This is a genomic window from Yunchengibacter salinarum (genome assembly GCF_037658235.1).
Lineage (GTDB): Bacteria > Pseudomonadota > Alphaproteobacteria > Sphingomonadales > Kordiimonadaceae > Yunchengibacter > Yunchengibacter salinarum.
The window spans coordinates 1-18,633 of sequence record NZ_JBBJLN010000004.1; the positions used below are offsets into that span (position 1 = coordinate 1).

Genomic DNA, 18,633 nt, shown 5'->3' on the forward strand with positions numbered 1-18,633 from the left:
CAGATCGCCGGCTGACCGGCCTTCCATCAGCTTGTCCAAAAGGTCTTTGTCGATGCTCATTCGTGGTCTCCTTTTCAGAACCGTTACCACGCCAGAGCACAAAATTCAGGATAGTCCCCTTTTATCAGGATTTGATCGATCGCCTGGCCCTGTCGGATGTCACCTCATCCTTTGCCATGGAACGCATCAAGTTCACCACCGCCGTGCCGCTTGCTTTCGCCGAGCCGGATACGCCCTGATGAATCAAGGAAAGGACACCCCAGATGGCTGACAGCCGCACACAACCCGAAGGCCACGCGACCAGACAGATGCCAGAGCCGATCTATCTGGCGGATTATACGCCGCCCGCCTTTCAGGTGCCGCGCGCCCGACTGACCATTCAGTTCGACGGCGACACCGCCCGCGTGGTCAGCGTTCTGGACGTGGAGCGCGATGATGAGGATGTGCGGGATCTGATCCTGGATGGCGGTGCCGGCCTTGATCTGGTTTCCGCCACCCTTGACGGGCAGCCGCTGGGCGCCGGGAGCATGTCCCGAAAGGGGGAAGTTCTAACCATCCATGACGTGCCGGATCGCTTCCGGCTGGAGACCGTGACCGATCTGAAACCGGCGGAGAACACCCGCCTGGAAGGGCTGTACAAGTCCGGCGGCATGTTCTGCACCCAGTGCGAGGCGGAAGGGTTTCGCCACATCACCTTTTTCCCCGACAGGCCGGATGTGATGACCCGATTCACCGTGCGGCTGGAGGCGGATGCGGCAGCCTGCCCGGTCCTGTTGGCCAATGGCAACCCGCTGGAAAGCGGCGCCCTGCCGGATGGCCGCCATTTTGCCGTGTGGGATGATCCCTTTCCCAAGCCCAGCTATCTCTTTGCCTGTGTGGCGGGAAACCTGGCCCGGCGGAGCGACAGCTTCACCACCCGATCAGGCCGCGCCGTGGATCTGCATATCTACACGCTGCCGCGAGACGCGGACAAGACCGGCCATGCCATGGAATCGCTCAAGCGTGCCATGCGCTGGGACGAAGACGTGTTCGACCTGGAATATGATCTGGACGTTTACAATGTGGTGGCCGTGCCCGACTTCAATATGGGCGCCATGGAGAACAAGGGCCTGAACATTTTCAATACCAAGTTCGTGCTCGCTTCATCCGAGACCGCCACGGATCGGGATTATGATGCCATAGAGGCCGTGATCGCGCATGAATATTTCCATAACTGGACGGGCAATCGCGTTACCTGCCGGGACTGGTTCCAACTCAGCCTGAAAGAGGGACTGACCGTCTTTCGGGATCAGGAGTTTTCCAGCGATATGGGGTCGCGCGCTGTCAAGCGGATCAATGATGCCCGCCTGATGCAGATGATCCAGTTCCCGGAGGATGCCGGCCCGATGGCCCATCCGGTGCGCCCGGAATCCTATGTGGAGATTAATAACTTCTATACCCCCACCGTCTATAACAAGGGGGCGGAGGTGATCCGCATGATGCGCCGCCTGATCACGCCGGAAGGATTCGCCAGCGGCATGACCCTTTATTTCGAGCGGCATGACGGGCAGGCGGTCACCACGGATGATTTCGTCACCGCGATGGAAGATGCCAGCGGTGTGGACCTTGGCCAATTCCGGCGCTGGTATGTTCAGGCGGGCACGCCGACGCTGGCCATCTCGCGGGAACGGGACGGTGACAATGTGCATCTGACCATTCGGCAAACCATTCCCGACACGCCCGGACAGACCGGCAAGAAGCCCCACACATTGCCGTTGCTGATGGGCTGGATCGGCCCGGACGGCACGCTGCTTACCCCCGATCTGGTACAGGGGGAGGGCACCTGGGCGCCGGATGGCTGCCTGCTGAAAATCACGGAGGCGGAAAGCCGGGTGACCTTCGCGGGCGTGCCGGATGGTGCTGTGCCCAGCTTGTTAAGGGACTTTTCCGCGCCCGTGATCCTGGAAAGTGATCTGGACAGGCGGGAACTGGCCCATCTGGTGCGGTTCGATACGGATGGCTATGCCCGCGCCGATGCCGCCCGCGAACTGGGCCGTCAACTGGTGCTGGAGCATGTGGATGTGGCCGCTGATCAGGTAAGTTTGCCGGATTATCATGTCTCCGCGCTGGAGGGGCTGATCGCGGACGAGGAAAGCGACCCCGCGCTGCTCGCGGAGGTGCTGACCCTTCCCGGTGAGATGGATTGCGGCCAGGCCATGCGCCCGCTCAGGGCCGAAGCCCTGCACGAAGCGCGGGAAAACGTGGCGCGATGCCTTGCCGCGCGCCTGGGGGATGCCGCGCGGGCGCGCTATGATGCGCTGGTTGTGCACGGCGATACGGACCTTGGGCCGGTGGCCAAGGCGCGTCGCCGCCTGGTCGGCGCGCTTCTGGCCCTTCAGGCCCCTGCCGCGGGCGGAGTGGACCGGTTGCGCCTTCATTATGACACAGCGGAACTGATGACGGATCGCATCTCCGCGCTCACCCTGATGGTGGCCCATGACCCGGATCGGAAAGACGCGGCGCTTGATGCCTTCCTCAACCGGTTCCGCGACGACCCGCTGGTGGTGGACAAATGGTTTGCCGTTCAGGCGGCGTCTTCGGCGGATGGTGCCTTTGACCGTATCCGCGCATTGGTGGACCACCCGGACTTTACGCACCGCAATCCTAACCGTTTGCGCTCCCTGATCGCCAGTTTCGCCATGCTGAACCAGCGCCATTTCCATCGGCCTGACGGGGCGGGCTATGCCTTTCTGGCGGATCATGTGCTGGCGACGGATGCTTTGAACCCGCAGACGGCGGCGCGCCTTGTGGCGCCGCTTGGGCGGTTTCAGCGCCTTGGCGATCATGCCCGCGATCTGATGAAGGCGGAATTGAATCGCATCGTCGCGCACCCTGATCTGAGCCGTGATGTGACCGAAATGGTGACCCGCGCGTTGGAGGACGGTTGATCCCAACACCATCGCCCGGTGCCGCGCGCCGGGCGAAATTTGTCAGGTTTCGATAAGTTTCTTGCGAAAAATACAGATTTCTGATGTTTTTGCCGACATGGGTGATTGTGATTCTTGGGTCAGCGTCCTATATTATGAGGCGTGAGGTTGTTCCGCTTACAATTCTGGCTTTGTTCCGGGTGAATGAGTTGGTGTCCCAAGGCACGACATATTAACCACCAATAACAGGTAGAACTATGACGATGGAAGAAGCGAAAGGCCCCGATCCCATTGATATCCATGTGGGGCAGCGCGTTCGCGCGCGCCGGAAGATGCTGGGCATGTCCCAGACGCAACTGGGTAAGGATCTGGGTGTCACTTTCCAGCAGGTCCAAAAATACGAGCGCGGTACGAACCGCATTGGCTCCAGCCGACTGTTCAGAATTTCCAATGCGCTGGATGTGCCGGTTTCCTATTTCTTCGAAGGTGCCGAAACCAAGATGCCCGGCTATGATCCGGTGCCTGAAGGGATTGACGGCGATACCTTTGAAAAGCAGGAAACGCAGGAACTGGTGGAAGCCTATTACCGGATTGCCGATCCGCGTATCCGCAAAAAGGTTTTGGGGCTGGCCCGGCTCTTGTCCAGTGGCGTGGACGAATACGGGATGTGAAGCTGCGGTACGGGGTCTGGCGATGCCTGGCAGGGCATCGCACCCTGTATGGGCAGCCCTGGGCGGGCGGTTTGATCCCGGCCTTGTCCCGGCTGATGATGGTGCTCTGTCAGAATGTGCTTTCGGCGCATTCTTTTTTTATGCCCTGCCGCCCTTTTTCTCAAGGCGGCAGGGGTTGGCGGAACCGGCCTTTCAGGCGCGCCGGGCTGTGCGGCGCCGGGCTGTGCGGCGCCGGCGATAGGCCAGCCAGGCAAGTCCCGGCAGCATGACCAGCAGCCCCGCGGGTTCGGGAACCGAGGCGGCAACAATTCGAATAGTGGCCGTTGAGGGCACACTGGTCAGGCGCAGATCACCGGGTAGCAGCAGCGTTCCGCCCCCGGCCAGATTGACCAGATTGTCCCCACTGATGATGCTGCCGTCAAAGCGCACCTGAAGGGTCACTTCGAAGTCGCCCGTGGTGGGGAACAGCGTGCCTTCGCCGGTCTGAACCAGCAGCGTTTCACCGGTGCCCAGGCTGACCCCATCCAGCAGCCATTCAAGCTCGAATTCCGTTGTGTCCGTCAGGCTGCAAATGGCTTCGTCCGCGAAGGTGGAGCCACAGCCATCCAGCGTGAAATCTTCCCCCAGGGGGATGGGGTCATAGACACCCGCATCGGCGACCAGTTCCGGCGTGTCGCCGCCACCGGTATCACCACCGCCGGTATCACCGCCACCGGTATCACCGCCACCGGTATCACCGCCGCCCGTGTCGCCGCCGCCAGTATCACCGCCACCGGTATCACCGCCGCCCGTGTCGCCGCCACCCGTGTCACCGCCACCCGTGTCGCCGCCACCCGTGTCACCGCCACCCGTGTCGCCGCCACCGGTATCGCCGCCACCGGTATCACCGCCGCCAGTATCACCGCCACCAGTATCACCGCCGCCCGTGTCGCCGCCGCCAGTATCACCGCCGCCGGTATCACCGCCACCCGTGTCACCGCCACCCGTGTCGCCGCCGCCAGTATCACCGCCGCCGGTATCGCCGCCACCGGTATCACCGCCGCCAGTATCACCGCCGCCCGTGTCGCCGCCACCGGTATCGCCGCCACCGGTATCACCGCCACCGGTATCACCGCCGCCAGTATCACCGCCGCCAGTATCGCCGCCACCGGTATCACCGCCGCCAGTATCACCGCCGCCAGTATCACCGCCGCCCGTGTCGCCGCCACCGGTGTCGCCGCCACCGGTATCGCCGCCGCCGTCAGGCTCCCCGGCATCCGGGTCAGCGGGATTGCCCCCACCGCCAGTGGGGGTGTCGGCGCCGGGGTCCGGGCTGCCCGTGTCTATCACACCGGGGCCGGGCCGGGGCGTGGCTGCGATGCCTTCATTGGTGGGCAGTCCGCCCGCATTGTCCGCAAAGACCTGCACCGGGTCCACCACGGGCAGTTGCACATCCAGTATCTGTTCCGGGGTCAGGTCCGCGCCCGCCGCGGGGGCGACCCGTTGCAGGAAATCCGCCACTGTCAGGGCCAGTTCCTGATCGATTACATTGGCCGGCTCGGGATAGGCCATCACGGCGGTCACATAGGTGTCCTGCCCGCCCAGTTGGCGGAAATTGATGCGCAGCGTGCCATCCGTCACTTCCGCGCGCGTCGCCAGGATATGCCCGGTTTCCATTTTCTCATCGGGGTCTATCTTCGCACCGTCCGCGCCAAGGCGGCCCAGACCCTCGCTGGCCAGGCGCATCACGGGCACCAGATCGTCGGTGGCGCGGGTGTCCACCAGATTCATATTGGCCCCGTTGCGTTTCACATCCACGCCGAAGGGATAGAGCACTTCCTCGCCATCCGGCTTGGGGGCAGTCACGATGATGATGCGATACTGACCGTTTTCCATATTGTTGACGACGAATTCCGCCATGTTTCGGATACCGTCGGACGTGATGGTGGAGCCGCTGCCGTCGGTCAGCTCCTGCATGTTTTCACCCACCAGCATTTTGCTGTTGGCGCCCACGCGGACGAAATCTTCATACGGCTCGCTGGTGGATGGCCCCAGGTCCCAGCCATAGCCGCCGGTCAGCTTGAAATTCTGGTCCAGCACGAACGGCGCCATATAGGCGGACCAATAGGTGCGCGCACCCGCTTCCACCACCAGATTGACCGCATCCGAAATGGTGGTCAGGTCAAATTCTCCCGCCTTGGCCTCAATCCCGGCCAGCAGGGCTTCCACCCGTTGCTTGACCGCATCCGAGTCGCCCAGCGCCTGGTTGAAATAGGCCTGCACCACCTGAAAGCCCCACTCATCCACGGAAAGCGCGCCTTCCACGGCCTGATCCAGGTCCACGGTGGGAAAGGTTTCAAGCCGCGCTTCCACGGGTTCGCGGATCAGGTCGGCGCTGCGCGTGCCGGTCAGGTAGAAATCGGCAGAGGGCTTTGCCTCCGTCTGGCCGGGCACTGCCGGATCGCCAGAGACCGGATCATTGCTCAATGTGGGGCGGATCACCTTCAGCTTGCGCACGCCGGGCAGGCTGGGCGGTTCTTCCTGCATCAGATAGGTGGGCGGCGGCGGCAACAGATTCTCGCCGACCACGGGGGGCAGGTCCGTATTCAGAACCGGCAGGGGCGCCGGTTCTTTCAGCGCGCCATACAGCATTACGCCGCCAGCCAGCGCCGTGCCACCCAGCAGAGTTGCGATCGCAACGGATTTTGCAGAGGAAAACAGAGCCATTCCATCCTTACCATGAGCGGTCTGCCACCGGACAAAATCGGGGCTAGCCGAACATCACTCTTTATTCTGTCGCATTTTATCGTATTTGTCATCTTGTAACGCAGTATTCTTTCCCCTGTACCGGAGGCCTTTCTTGACTGATCATGCACCTTTCGACGACCTGCGCAGCCTGCTGGCCCAGTTGCCCAGTGCGGATAACAGCGCCTTCGATGCCGCCCGCGCGGCGCTGACGGCCAAGGGCACGCTGGATGTGCCGCCCGGCTTGTCGCCGCACGGCCTGCCGGGGCTGGCGGCTTTTCTCGCCGCCTGGCAGGGGCGGCAGGTGCCGGGGGTCCGGGAAACCCACAACTGCCTGTTCGCCGCCAGCTATCAGGGCGGGCCGCCGCCACAGGACATTCGCGCCTGGGTTGATCTGGCGGCGCGCGGGCGGGCGCCGGTCAATCTGCTGTCGGTGCGGCAGGGGCTGGGCCTCAGGGTGCTGGAAATGGCCGTGGACATGCCGCACAGCGTCACTCCGGCCAATCCGGCCTGGTCGGAAAAGGACTGCATGGCCGCCGTGGCCTTCGGCATGGAGGCCACCGCCCAACGCGGCGATGTGCTCGGCCTTGGCGATCTGGCCTTTGGCAACCAGGCGGCGGCATCGGCCCTGATCGTGTATCTGCTCGCCATGGGGCCGGATATGCTGGACCCGAAGGGCCTGTCGCTATATCGCGCGCTGGAGCAGGCGGGCACACCCGCCGACCCGTTGGATGCGCTGCGCCGCCTGGGTGGGCCGGACATTGCCGCCATGGTGGGCGCCATCATAGCGGCGCGCAGTGCCCGTTTGCCGGTGCTTCTGGATGGCTGGGCGGCGCTTGCGGGGGCGGCGGTGCTGCACGCCCTCAGCCCCGATGCCATTTCCCATTGCCTGGTGGCCAGTGCCGACGAGGGGGTGCAGGCCACGGCGCTGGAACGGCTGGGCCATCGCCCCTTGACCAATGCGGGTAGCGGCGCCGGGCCGGGCGCGGCCCTGGCCCTGGCGGCGGGCATTCTGGAACAGGCCGTTTCGCTTTTCGATCTGGTGGATGGCGCGTAAGGCGGACATGCCCCAGCCGCGTCGCCCGGCGGAACCGGCACGCTCGCTGGCGTCACTCGCCGCCGAGGTGCGGGCGTGCACCCACTGCGCCGCGGATTTGCCGCTGGGCCCGCGCCCCGTGATACAGGTGGGGTCGCGGGCGCGGATACTGGTGGCGGGGCAGGCGCCGGGCACCCGTGTTCATGCCAGCGGCCTGCCGTTCGATGATCCGTCCGGCGATCTGCTCAGGCACTGGATGGGGATTGACCGGAAGGTGTTTTACGATCCGGGCCGCATCAATATCATTCCCATGGGGTTCTGCTATCCGGGCCGCGGCGGGGGCGGTGATCTGCCACCTCATCCCGCCTGTCGGGCGCTGTGGCACGACCGGCTGATGGCCACATTGCCGAAGCAGGCCCTGATACTGGCCATAGGGGCCTATGCACAGGCCTATCATCTCGGCCCCGCGCGTGGCCGCACATTGGCGGATACGGTGCAGAACTGGCGCAGCCATCTGGCCAATGGTATCCTGCCCATGCCGCACCCGTCGCCGCGCAACAGGCTATGGCTGAAACGAAATCGCTTTTTCGAAGAAGAAGTGGTACCTGTTCTTCAGCAAAAGGTAGCGTCAGTGCTGTATCCCAGCCCATGACCCGGTGAGAGGACCCGCCCATGGCGCGCATTTTCAGACATTATGTGGCCGGATCGAAGCTGCTTCTCGTTTCCGGGGATATGGCTCTGGTGGGGCTGGCCACGGTTCTGGCAACCCATTGGCGGCACGATTTCGCGGCGCTGGCCCCGCCGGAGCCCGGCTATCTGGCCCTGTCGTCCCTGTTGGCAGCCATTGTAATGGGCGCCGGGCTTGTGGCGGTTGGTGCCTATGAACCCACCACACTGGCGGATCGACGCCAGCATATGCTGAGGGTGTTGGTGGGGCTTTTCGGGGGGCTGGTGATCCTTTCGGCCATGCTGTTCCTGATGCCGGGTCTGCCATTGTGGCGTTCGGTGATGGCGTTGATGCTGGTGCTGGTTCTGCCCATGATGGTTGTCTGGCGCTGGCTGGCGCTGGGGCTGTTGCGCAGCCGCCGGATCAGCCAGAAAGTGCTGTTGCTGGGGGAGAGCGGCGGCGTGGATATGGTGCGGACCCTGCTTGAGGCTGGCGGCAGGCGGCCCCTTGGCATGATACTGGCCCGCCATATACCCGAAGACCCCGGCCCGGCGGCCATTCAGGACGCGCTGGCCAGCGGCGTGCATGTGATTGTGGTGGCGCGCGGTGCCGTGCTGGGGGGCGAGACGCTGCACAGCCTGATTCAGTGCCGCCTGAAGGGCGTGGCGGTGCTGGATGCCCTGTCCTTTGTGGAGCGGATCGGCGGGCGCGTTCTGGTCAATGATCTGGACAGCGACTGGCTGCTGATGAGCGATGGCTTTCAGGGCGGCACGCTGCCGGAGCGGCTGGTCAAACGGGGCGGCGATGTGGTGGTGTCGCTGTTGTTTCTGGTGCTGACCTCGCCGATCTTTGCGCTGGCGGCGCTTGCCGTCGGGCTGAGCAGCAAGGGGCCGGTCTTTTATCGGCAGGCGCGGATCGGCCGCGGCGGTGTGCCGTTCAACCTGTTGAAATTCCGTTCCATGGTGATGGATGCGGAAAAGACGGGGGAACGCTGGGCCGACGAGGGCGATCCGCGTGTCACGCCGGTGGGGCGGATCATCCGCACCCTGCGGATCGATGAATTTCCGCAGGCGCTGAATGTGCTGGCCGGGCAGATGAGTTTTGTGGGGCCGCGCCCGGAACGGCCCGGTTTTGTGCGTGAATTGTCGGGGGCGATCCCGTTCTATGATGAGCGCCACACCATGAAACCGGGAATTACCGGCTGGGCGCAAATCAGTTATCCTTATGGTGCTTCTGTTGAAGACGCACGCCGAAAACTTGAGTATGATCTTTATTATGTGAAGAATTATTCGGTGTTTCTTGATGTGTTGATCCTGTTGCAAACCATCCGGGTAATTCTGTTTCCCGGTGGTGCCCGTTAATAAAGGGGAGTCACCCGTGCCGTTTCCTGATGCGTTCCGACCGGCCACGAAAAGCGCCCGGCGCCGCCATATCATGGCCGCCGGTCTGGCGGGCGCCCTGCTGAACAGCCTTGTGTTCATGCCGCTGCCGGCACACGGGCAGGACGGGCCGGAGCTGGCTTCCGTACGCACCCTGATCGAGCAGGAACAATACCAACAGGCGGTGGAGCGGCTCAGTGCCCTTCAGGCGCGGGGCGATGCGGGGTGGCGGGCCTATCTGTTGCTGGCCGAGGCGCATGTGGGCAATGGTGCCGGGGTGGCGGCGGAAGCCGCTGTGGACCGGGCCCGAAAGCTGGGCGCGGATTATGCGGGGTCGGCGCTGGTCTATGCCAGATCCCTGCTGGTTCAAGGCCAATACCGGGCCGCGCTCGATGCCATGCAGGGGGTCAATCTGTCCGCTGAGGACGCCGTGACCAGGCAGGTGGTGCGCGGGGATGCCCTGTTTGCCCTTGGCCGGCTGGATGCGGCGTCGGATGCCTATGAAACCGCGCGGGCTGCTGACGATACGCGTTATGAACCCTGGTTGGGGCTGGCCCGGATCGCCCTGCAGAGCGGCGACCTGGCAAAGGCGGATCGATGGGCCACCGGAGCGCTTGAGCGCAACCCGGATCAGACCATGGTGACCTATACCAAGGGTCTGATCGCCCGGTATCAGGGCGACACCAATGAGGCCCGCGATCTTTTCGAACAGGCCCTCTCGCAGGAGGAGAGCAATCACCTGGCCCGGCTGGAACTGGCGGCCCTGATGGTGGATGCGGGCGAGACCGGCGCGGCCCAGGCGCAGTTGCAGCGGGTACGGGCGGCCATGCCGAACCATCCCATGGCGCTGTATCTGGCCGCCGTGGTGAAGGCCCGCGCCGGGGATTTCGAGGACGCCAACAGCCTGCTGCTGCGCACGCGCGGCCTGACAGACCGGTATCTTCCGGCGCTTTATGTGCAGGGGCTGGTATCCTATCAGATCGGCAATCACCTGGATGCCGTGACCCGGCTGCGGCGGGTGCTGTCGGCCCGGCCCGGTAACCGTCCGGCGCGCTTGACGCTGGCGGCGGCGGAGCTGAAAAGCGGTCAGGCGGCCCGTGCGCTCGGTACGATAGAGCCGCTTCTGGAAGGGGACGATCCCCGCGCGCTGGCGATTGCCGCGTCCGCCGCCATGGCCGCCGGGGACCGGGAGCGGGGCCGTGCCTATTATGACCGCCTGCCATCCGGTGCGGGGGGGACGGAAGAAACCGTGGCCGTGGAGCGGGCCATCAATCAGGCGCTGGCGGCCTTTGTGGCCGGGCGGCCCGATGAGGCCCGCGACCGCCTTGCCCATCTTTCCGGTGGCGGGGAAGGGGTGGCCAGAAGCCGCAATATCCGCGCTTTGGGGCTGTTGGCGAGTATGCAGTTGCGCGGTGGCGATCTGGAAGGGGCCGCGGACAGTGCCCGCCGCCTGATCGCCGTGGCGCCCGATCGGGCGCTGGGCCACAACATGCTTGGAACCGTGTTTTACCGCCAGGAAAAATTCGATCAGGCGTTTAAGGAATTCGACCAGGCTGTTGATATGAAATCAGATTACGATTCCGCGCGCCGCAATCGCGCGCTGGCGGCGCTAGCGCTTGACCGGTTCCAGATCGCGGCGGATGACCTGATCCGTCTGTTGTCCGGGTCGCCGGGGGACAACCGGGCGAAGGCGCTTCTGGGCCGGGCGCTGATGGGGCTTGACCGGGCGGGGGAGGCCGCTGGCTATTTCGGCGAAGCCTTGCGCGCCATGCCGGATCAGACCCCCTTGCGGCTGGATTATGCGGAAAGCCTGGCCGCCGCGGGCCGAACCGCCGAAGCGGTGGACCAGATTCGCCGTCTGCGGCGTGAAGCCTCTGGCAATCCCGCGTCTCTTGCCCGTCTGGGGCGGCTTTTGATGGATATTGGGCAGCCGCGGGCGGCCAGCAGCCTGTTCGCCCGTGTGGTGGCCTTTGATCCCGCGAACGGGCAGGCCAATCTGGACCACGGCCTGGCATTGTATCGCGCCGGTCTGCACACCGGTGCCCGGCAGGCTTTTGGTCGGGCGGAAAAACACCTGGACGGTCGTGCGCGCATGGAAGCGCGCTGGTTGCTGTTTGCCTCGGATGTGGCGGCGGGCCGGGCCGACGATGCCCTGACCCGGCTGGCGGAACTGGACCCCGACAGCCGCCCGGAGGATGTATCTCGCGCGCTGGTGGGGCGGGCCTATCTTGCGGGTGGGCAGCCGGAAAAGGCGGTGGATCATCTTGAAGGCGCCATCGCCCGCGCGGACGGGCCGCGCCTGCGCCGGACACTGGCGGATGCCCATATGGCCCTGGGCCGCGCCGAGGCCGCGCGGGAAACCCTGGAAGCCTATCTGAAAGCGGGCGGCGAGGACCGCGAACTCAGGGTGCATCTGGCGGAACTGTATGAACAGGCAGACCAGCACCGGGATGCGGCGCGGCATTATTTCGCTATTCTGCAAAAGGGAGTTGCCGATGCCCGGCTGACCGCGAAACTGGCCCGTGCCTATCTGGAAATCGGTGACCGGGACAGCGTGCCCCTGGCGGAGCGGGCTTATTTGATGCTGCCGGATGATCCGTTCATTCTCGACACCTATGGCTGGGTGAAGCTACAGGCGGCGCGGGATGTGGAAACGGCCCTGCCAGCGCTGGAAAAGGCTGCCCGGCGCGCCCCCAGCGATCCGTTGGTGCGGTATCATCTGGGCATGGCCTATCTGGCGGATGGCCAGAGGGATGCTGGCCGCGCGGCCCTGAGCCAGGCATTGTCACTGGACCCGGATTTCGCTGATGCCGATGTGGCCCGGCGCCAGCTTATTCAATTGTCGGATGACTAGGGCGTGCGTATCGTCACCTTTTCCAGCCTGTATCCCAATGCGGCGGAACCTTCGCTGGGGGTGTTCGTGGAAAACCGCTTGCGCCGACTGGTGCAGGATACGGACGTGACCGCCCGCGTGGTGGCCCCGGTTCCGTGGTTTCCCGTGGCAAGCCCGCTGTTCGGGCGCTATGGCCGCATGGCGGCGGCCCCCGGTCGGGAGGAACGGCACGGATTGGATGTGCAGCATCCCAGATTTGTGGTTCTTCCACGCGTGGGCATGGGGCTGACGCCGACCTTTCTGGCCCATGCCGGCCTGAAGGCCGTGCGGCGCTTGCAGGCGGAAGGCTATGTGCCCGACCTTCTGGACAGCCATTACCTGTATCCCGACGGGGTGGCCGCGTGTCGGATGGCCTCAAGGCTGAACCTGCCCTTTGTCATGACCGCGCGGGGTAGCGACGTGACCACTATCGCCCGCCATTATCCACGTGCCCGCGCCCGGATTCTTGCCGCCGCGCAGGCCGCGCACAGGATTATAACGGTTTCCCGCGCTCTGGCGAACGAACTGATGGATATGGGCGTGGCGGCTGATCGCATCAGTGTTTTGCGCAACGGGGTGGATATCGGGTATTTCCAGCCGCGGGACCGGCTTGCCGTGCGGCGGCGGCTGGCGCTGAAGGGGCAGGTGCTGTTGTTTGCCGGTTGGCTGATCCCGCGCAAAAGGCCGGACCTGATGCTGGACCTGGCGGAGGCTTTGCCGGATGTGTCCGTCCTTCTGGCCGGGGATGGACCTTTGCGTTCCGGTTTGGAGCGGGAGACGGCGCGGCGCGGCTTGCAGAGCCGGGTGCGCTTTCTTGGCCAGCAGCGGCCGGAGGCCATGCCGGAGCTTTACTCGGCGGCTGATCTGTTGATATTGCCCAGCGAACGGGAAGGCTGGGCCAATGTGCTGCTGGAAGCCATGGCATGTGGCACACCGGTGGTCACCCGTGATGTGGGCGGCGCCCCGGACCTGATGAAAGACCCGCGCGCCGGGCGCATGGTCGAAGGCCCAGAGGGCGCGCCCCGTAAGGCGCTTGTGGCCCGCCTGACCGCCGCCGTGCGCGATCTGTTGAGCGACGGCGCCATTGACCGCAAGGCGGTGCGCACCTATGCGGCGGGTTTTGGCTGGTCCCGCATCAGCCGCGCACAGGCGGATATTTTTCGGGACGCCATAAACAGGCATGGACAGGAATGCGGATCAGGTGTGGAGACAGTCAAATGAGTTGGACCTTGAAGCAGCAGGTGGGTGAGGGGCGCGTTCTGGTGACCGGCGGGGCTGGTTATATCGGTGGCCAGACCGTGCTTGCCCTGATGGACGCGGGGGTGCCTGTGGCGGTGGTGGATGATTTTTCCACCGGTGTGGAGGCGGATTTCCTGTCCGATGTGCCGGTGCTGCGGGCGCGTGTGCAGGACAGCGACCGGCTGAGCGCCTTCATGAAGCGGGAAAATGTGGTGGCCGTGCTGCACTTCGCGGGCTCCATCCGGGTAGATGAAAGCCTGGAAAACCCGTTGAAATATTACGAGAATAACCTGCTGGGCACCATGGCCACGCTGCGGGCGGCGGTGGATGCGGGGGTGCGCGCCTGCGTGCTGTCGTCCACCGCAGCGGTGTATGGCGAGCCGGACAGCCCCGTGGTCAACGAGGATACCCCCACCCGGCCCATCAACCCCTATGGGCAGAGCAAGCTTCAGGCGGAAGCCTGCCTGTTCGATGCGGGCCGGGCCAGCGATCTGGCCGTCGGGGCGTTCCGGTATTTCAATGTGGCGGGCGCGGACAAGGAACAGCGCCATGGCCAGTGGCAGGCGGTGCCCAAGCACTTGCTGGGCCGTGCTCTGGCGGCGGGGCTGGACCTGGCGCCGCCGCTGGATATTTTCGGTGATGATTTCCCCACCCCCGACGGCACGGGCGTGCGGGACTATATTCATGTGATGGATGTGGCCGACGCCCATCTGGCCTTGCTGGCAGACCTGCTGAAAACGGGTGCGCCGCGTCTGTTCAATCTGGGCTATGGCGCGGGAACATCGGTGCGTGAAGCGGTGGATGCGGTGGGCACCCTGCTTGGCCGGGCGGTGCCCCACCGGGTTGTGGCCCGCCGCGCCGGTGATCCGGCTTCCGTGATTGCCGATCCGGGTGCCCTGTCGGCGGCGCTGGGTTGGCAGGGCCGCCATCGCGGGCTGGATGGTATTCTGTCCGACAGCCTGTCCTGGCTGAAGGCAAGTGGCCTGGCCGCCGGATATTGTGACGGCGAACACGGGGCGAGACAAAACAACGCAGACAGCACGTTGAAAAGTCATGCTTGAAACCCTTTATTTCGCGTTTTTCTGCTTGGGTATCGTGGCCATCATCGCCTGGGGGTTCTTTAAAGATGACATGCGCCGGTTCGAACAAGCCACTGAGAAAAAAGGGTTCCGCCCCCGTGGCTGGCGCCCCGCGAAAGGTGACGACCCCGGCAGGGGGCATGGCGGGGGCCATAATGACGACAGGGATCAGGATATGCCCCACAGGGATCAGGCTGTGCCCCCTGACCGCACCGGGGGTGATGGCGCGGCGGGCGGTCGGCACTAATATCACTGAAATATAATGGGAATACCGCTGAAATATCGATGGCCATCATCGCTGCGGCGCGACTTTTTCTTAGGCCGCAGGCTTGCTTTTCTGTAAAATTCTATTCATTCAGTGGGTAGAGAGTGGCCGCCTTGCTTGGGCGGCCCCCGCGCCAGAAAGGGTGAGGATCGACCTGATGACGATGTTTGTAACGGCTGATGGGGCATCCCATCTGGAAACCCGCCAAAGGGAAGCTGGATGGCCGGGTTTTGCGGCTGGCTTCGGGCGATTTTTCCTGGTGGCGCTGTTGCTGCTGATGGTCGCGGGATGTGGCCGATCGCACCCGGAATTACCTTCGGCGCCCTTCGTGGCGCCTGATGAAGGGCCGGGCCCCAGCTATCTTGTGGGACCGCTGGATGATCTATCCATCTTTGTCTGGCGTAATCCTGAACTGTCGGTGGGTGTCACCGTTCGACCCGACGGTCGATTGTCCATGCCGCTGATTGATGACCTGCCCGCGACAGGCAAAACCCCCAGCGAACTGGCCCGCGATATTGAAAGCCGGCTGGGCGATTATTTGCAGCAGCCGATCGTGACAGTGATCGTGCAGGGATTTACCGGGCCGTTCAGCCAGCAGGTGCGCGTGGTGGGGGAGGCGGCCAATCCGCAGACCATCCCGTATCGGGCCAACATGACCTTGCTGGATGTGATGATCGATGTGGGCGGCCTTACGGAATTCGCTGACGGGAACGGTGCCACACTGGTGCGTTTCGAGGACGGCGAGCAGCGGGAATATGGGGTGAAGATCGACAGCCTGTTGCGGGACGGCAAGATAAACAAGAATGTGAAGATCATGCCAGGCGATGTTCTGATCATTCCCGAAAGCTTCCTGTAAGGGAACAAGGGTGCGCGTGGTGGCGTGTACCGAAAAGGCGACGGAGTAATGGCGAATACGCTGGGCTTACATGAACTTTATCAGCAGGTAATGTCCATTGCCTACGGGATCTGGCGCAAGCGCTGGTACCTGCTGACAACGGCCTGGTTCATCAGTCTGGTGGGGTGGGGTACCGTTTCCACCATGCCTTATCGATACGAGGCGGGGGCCCAGGTTTTTGTGGACACCCAGACGATCCTTCCGCGTATCGCGCAGAACATGGGCATCAATATCGATGTGATGCGCCAGGTGGATGTGGTGCGCCGAACGCTGGTCACGCGCCCCAATCTGGAAAAGATCATCCGAAGGTCCGATTATCTGGACCGCTTTGCCCAGACAGGCAAGGAAATGGATGAGATGGTTCGGATGCTTCAGCGCAATATTCAGGTGATCTCGCTGGAAGGCGGCATGTTCCGCATCAAGTTCGAGATTGCCGATGGCCGCCTGAGCGATCGCCAGCGCGCGGAAGTGGCCAAATCCGTGGTGAATAATCTGCTCAGTTTTTTCATGGAGCGCAATTCCCGTGGCGGGGAGAGCAAGTCCGCCGGTGCGGTGGATTTTCTGTCCAGCCAGATTCGTGAATATACTGAAAAGCTGGAGGAAAGCGAGCGCATCCACGCCGAATTCAAGCAGGAAAACATGCAATATCTGGGCGGTCAGGAAAGTTTTCTGTCCCGCCTCGAGACAGCGCGGCGCAACCTGTCGGAAACGCGCTCGGAACTGTCTGAGCTTCAGGTGACCGTGGACACGTTGAAAGAGCAGTTGAAGAATGTGCCGCCCACCGTGCGCCAGGCCAGATCGAGTCAATCGGGCGGTGCGGATGACCGCGATCCGCTGGAAGAACGCATCAGTGAACTGAAGAAGAAGTATGATACACTGAAAAGCCGGGGCATGAAGGAAAAGCACCCGGACGTGCAGAATGTGCAGCGCCAGATCGTTCAGTTGGAAGAGGAACTGGCCGCCAAGCGCGAGGAAGCCCGCGCACAACTGGAAGGCAGCGCCGATGCGGGGGCGGCATCCACGTCCGGCACGGAAAGCCCCAATCGCCTGTATGAGCAGCTCATGCTGGAACTGATCAACAACAGGACCCAGCTCGCCAAGCTTGAAAAACGGGAAGAAGAGCAGATCCTGGTGGTTCAGGAAATGGAGGCAAAGGCGAAGAAGGTGCCCGAAATCGAGGCCGAGGAAAAACGCCTGCGACGGGATTATGCCACCATTCGCCGCCAATATACGGAATTGTTGCAGGAACAGCAGGATCTGGAATTGAAGCAGAAAGTGGAAGGGGCGGATGAATCCGTGTCCATGCGCGTGGTGGAGCCGCCGGTAACCCCGCAGCTTCCCAGTGGTCCGCCGCGCTTGCTGTATCTGACCTTCGTTCTGGTCGGGGCGCTGGCCAGTGGTCTTGGGGTGGCGTTGATCGCCAGTCAGATCCGCCCGGTGGTGGTGACCGTCGATCAGTTGCGCGCCAGCTTCGACATGCCCGTGCTGGGCAATGTGACCCGTGTTCTGTCGGATGAGGAAAGTCGCCAGAAAAGTATGGAACTTCTGGTGTTCGGCTTGATCGCCGGAGGGCTTTTTCTGGCATATGTGGGGTTTGTCGCGCTGGATATCTTTGGCGCGCCCACCATAGGGGGGCGTTAAGTGACCCGGACTGGCGGTTGGAATTGTTGTGGTGTCTATGACCAATGATCCGAAAAAACGCCCTTCGCTTGTGGAGCGTGCGGTTGAACGCTCCACCAGTGCCGGGCAGGCGCAGACGCGCGGCATCGGTTCGCCCGGCAAGGGGCGCGGAAAAGGCCCGTCGGACAAGAGTGTGGACCGGCCCGAACAGAAATCCGGCGCCGCCACGGAGTCTGAGGCGGGCAAGCAGCCCCGATTCAATGACGATTCCCCGCGTGATCCCAGCGCCATGGGCGTTGCCGCCGATGCCACCAAACGGCGACGGGAGGGAGGCATTATCGGCTCCAGCGCGGATGCCTTCACCTTTCCTGGGCGTGGGGCCGCACGGTCCACGCCGCCGCGCGGATCGGGCAGAGAGATCGGTAAGGCGCGGACCACTGGCACCGTCCATGAAAGGCCGGGCCCGGCTTCCGCGGCCACCCGGCCTGACTCACCGGCCAAAACCACTGGCCGAGGCGGCGGGCCTGCGCCTTTGCACGAAGACGTGGACCTGAACGCTCTCAGGGAAGCGGGCTATATCACGCCGGATATGCCGCCGAGCCTGATGTCGGAGGAATTCCGCATCATCAAGCGAAGCCTGCTGCTGAATGCCTTTTCCAAAAGCGAAGGCCGTGTTGAGAAGGGCAATCTGGTGCTTGTCACCAGCGCCAATCCGGGTGAGGGAAAGTCTTTCTGCGCCATCAATCTGGCGCTGTCGATCGCATCCGAACAGGATGTGACCGTGCTGCTGGTGGACGCGGATTTTTCCAAGCCGGAAGTGCTCAACCGGCTGGGGGTCCGGGGTGGCAAGGGTTTGATGGATGTGGTGGCGGACAAGACTCTGGATGTGGGGGATTGCCTGGTGCGCACCAATATCAGCAATCTGGTGCTTCTGCCCGCCGGGCGGCAGCACAATCTGACCACCGAAATGCTGGCTTCCGAGCGGATGGAGCGCATCATGAAAGAGATCGCCGAGCGTTATCCCGACCGGATCATTATTTTCGACAGCCCGCCGGTGCTTGCCAGTTCCGCCGCCTCGGTCATGGCCCTTTACATGGGTCAGATCGTTTTTGTGGTCGAGGCGGAAAAAACCACCGAGCCGCAGATCAAGGAAAGCCTGTCCATGATCAGTGGGTGCGAGCATATCTCATTGCTGCTGAACAAGACCCGCCATAGCGGCAGCAACAAGAAGTTCGCCGCCTATTATGGCTATGGCAGGGGCTAGGCTGTGCCGGTGAGAC

At 63.5% G+C, this 18,633-nt stretch carries 12 protein-coding genes and 1 pseudogene; 12 read left to right on the forward strand and 1 reads right to left on the reverse strand.

The annotated features are described in order from the left end of the window. From WGH93_RS05005 to WGH93_RS05015, 3 genes and pseudogenes are all read left to right on the forward strand, one after another. Positions 1-239: pseudogene (locus WGH93_RS05005) on the forward strand (hypothetical protein); the annotation flags it as partial. A gap of 24 nt (positions 240-263) precedes the next feature. Beyond that, positions 264-2,927 (forward strand): aminopeptidase N, encoded by a 2,664-nt coding sequence (gene pepN, locus WGH93_RS05010; RefSeq protein WP_374763770.1) that lies wholly within the window; start codon positions 264-266, stop codon positions 2,925-2,927. A gap of 236 nt (positions 2,928-3,163) precedes the next feature. Further along, complete coding sequence (locus WGH93_RS05015; protein WP_374763771.1) at positions 3,164-3,577, forward strand: helix-turn-helix domain-containing protein; 414 nt, start codon at positions 3,164-3,166, stop codon at positions 3,575-3,577. Between the two features lie 192 nt (positions 3,578-3,769). Here WGH93_RS05015 and WGH93_RS05020 read toward each other — a convergent pair whose 3' ends face one another. Beyond that, positions 3,770-6,283, reverse strand: a complete 2,514-nt coding sequence (locus WGH93_RS05020) for a hypothetical protein (RefSeq protein WP_374763772.1) — start codon at positions 6,281-6,283, stop codon at positions 3,770-3,772. Positions 6,284-6,416: 133 nt separating this feature from the next. Here WGH93_RS05020 and WGH93_RS05025 point away from each other — a divergent pair, with 133 nt between their 5' ends. From WGH93_RS05025 to WGH93_RS05065, 9 genes are all read left to right on the forward strand, one after another. Next, complete coding sequence (locus WGH93_RS05025; RefSeq protein WP_374763773.1) at positions 6,417-7,358, forward strand: nicotinate-nucleotide--dimethylbenzimidazole phosphoribosyltransferase; 942 nt, start codon at positions 6,417-6,419, stop codon at positions 7,356-7,358. A gap of 7 nt (positions 7,359-7,365) precedes the next feature. After that, positions 7,366-7,989 carry a uracil-DNA glycosylase family protein gene (locus WGH93_RS05030; protein ID WP_374763774.1) on the forward strand — a complete coding sequence of 208 codons (624 nt, stop codon included), beginning with the start codon at positions 7,366-7,368 and terminating at the stop codon, positions 7,987-7,989. Positions 7,990-8,009: 20 nt separating this feature from the next. Continuing rightward, the gene (locus WGH93_RS05035; protein WP_374763775.1) at positions 8,010-9,365 is read left to right on the forward strand and encodes a TIGR03013 family XrtA/PEP-CTERM system glycosyltransferase; all 1,356 of its coding nucleotides are present in this window, start codon (positions 8,010-8,012) and stop codon (positions 9,363-9,365) included. A gap of 16 nt (positions 9,366-9,381) precedes the next feature. After that, entirely contained in the window at positions 9,382-12,237 is a 2,856-nt protein-coding gene (prsT, locus tag WGH93_RS05040) for an XrtA/PEP-CTERM system TPR-repeat protein PrsT (RefSeq protein ID WP_374763776.1), read from the forward strand. Positions 12,238-12,240: 3 nt separating this feature from the next. Next, positions 12,241-13,476: a glycosyltransferase gene (locus WGH93_RS05045; protein WP_374763777.1), complete on the forward strand. Its 1,236-nt coding sequence runs from the start codon at positions 12,241-12,243 to the stop codon at positions 13,474-13,476. Continuing rightward, positions 13,473-14,555, forward strand: coding sequence for a UDP-glucose 4-epimerase GalE (galE, locus tag WGH93_RS05050; protein ID WP_374763778.1), 1,083 nt, complete (start codon positions 13,473-13,475; stop codon positions 14,553-14,555). The genes WGH93_RS05045 and galE overlap by 4 nt, the downstream gene beginning before the upstream one ends. Before the next feature lie 560 nt (positions 14,556-15,115). Beyond that, positions 15,116-15,694: an XrtA/PEP-CTERM system exopolysaccharide export protein gene (locus WGH93_RS05055; RefSeq protein ID WP_374764034.1), complete on the forward strand. Its 579-nt coding sequence runs from the start codon at positions 15,116-15,118 to the stop codon at positions 15,692-15,694. A 48-nt stretch (positions 15,695-15,742) separates the two neighbouring features. Continuing rightward, positions 15,743-17,374: an XrtA system polysaccharide chain length determinant gene (locus WGH93_RS05060; protein ID WP_374763779.1), complete on the forward strand. Its 1,632-nt coding sequence runs from the start codon at positions 15,743-15,745 to the stop codon at positions 17,372-17,374. Between the two features lie 37 nt (positions 17,375-17,411). Then, positions 17,412-18,617, forward strand: a complete 1,206-nt coding sequence (locus WGH93_RS05065; protein WP_374764035.1) for an XrtA-associated tyrosine autokinase — start codon at positions 17,412-17,414, stop codon at positions 18,615-18,617. The last annotated feature ends 16 nt before the right edge of the window (positions 18,618-18,633 follow it).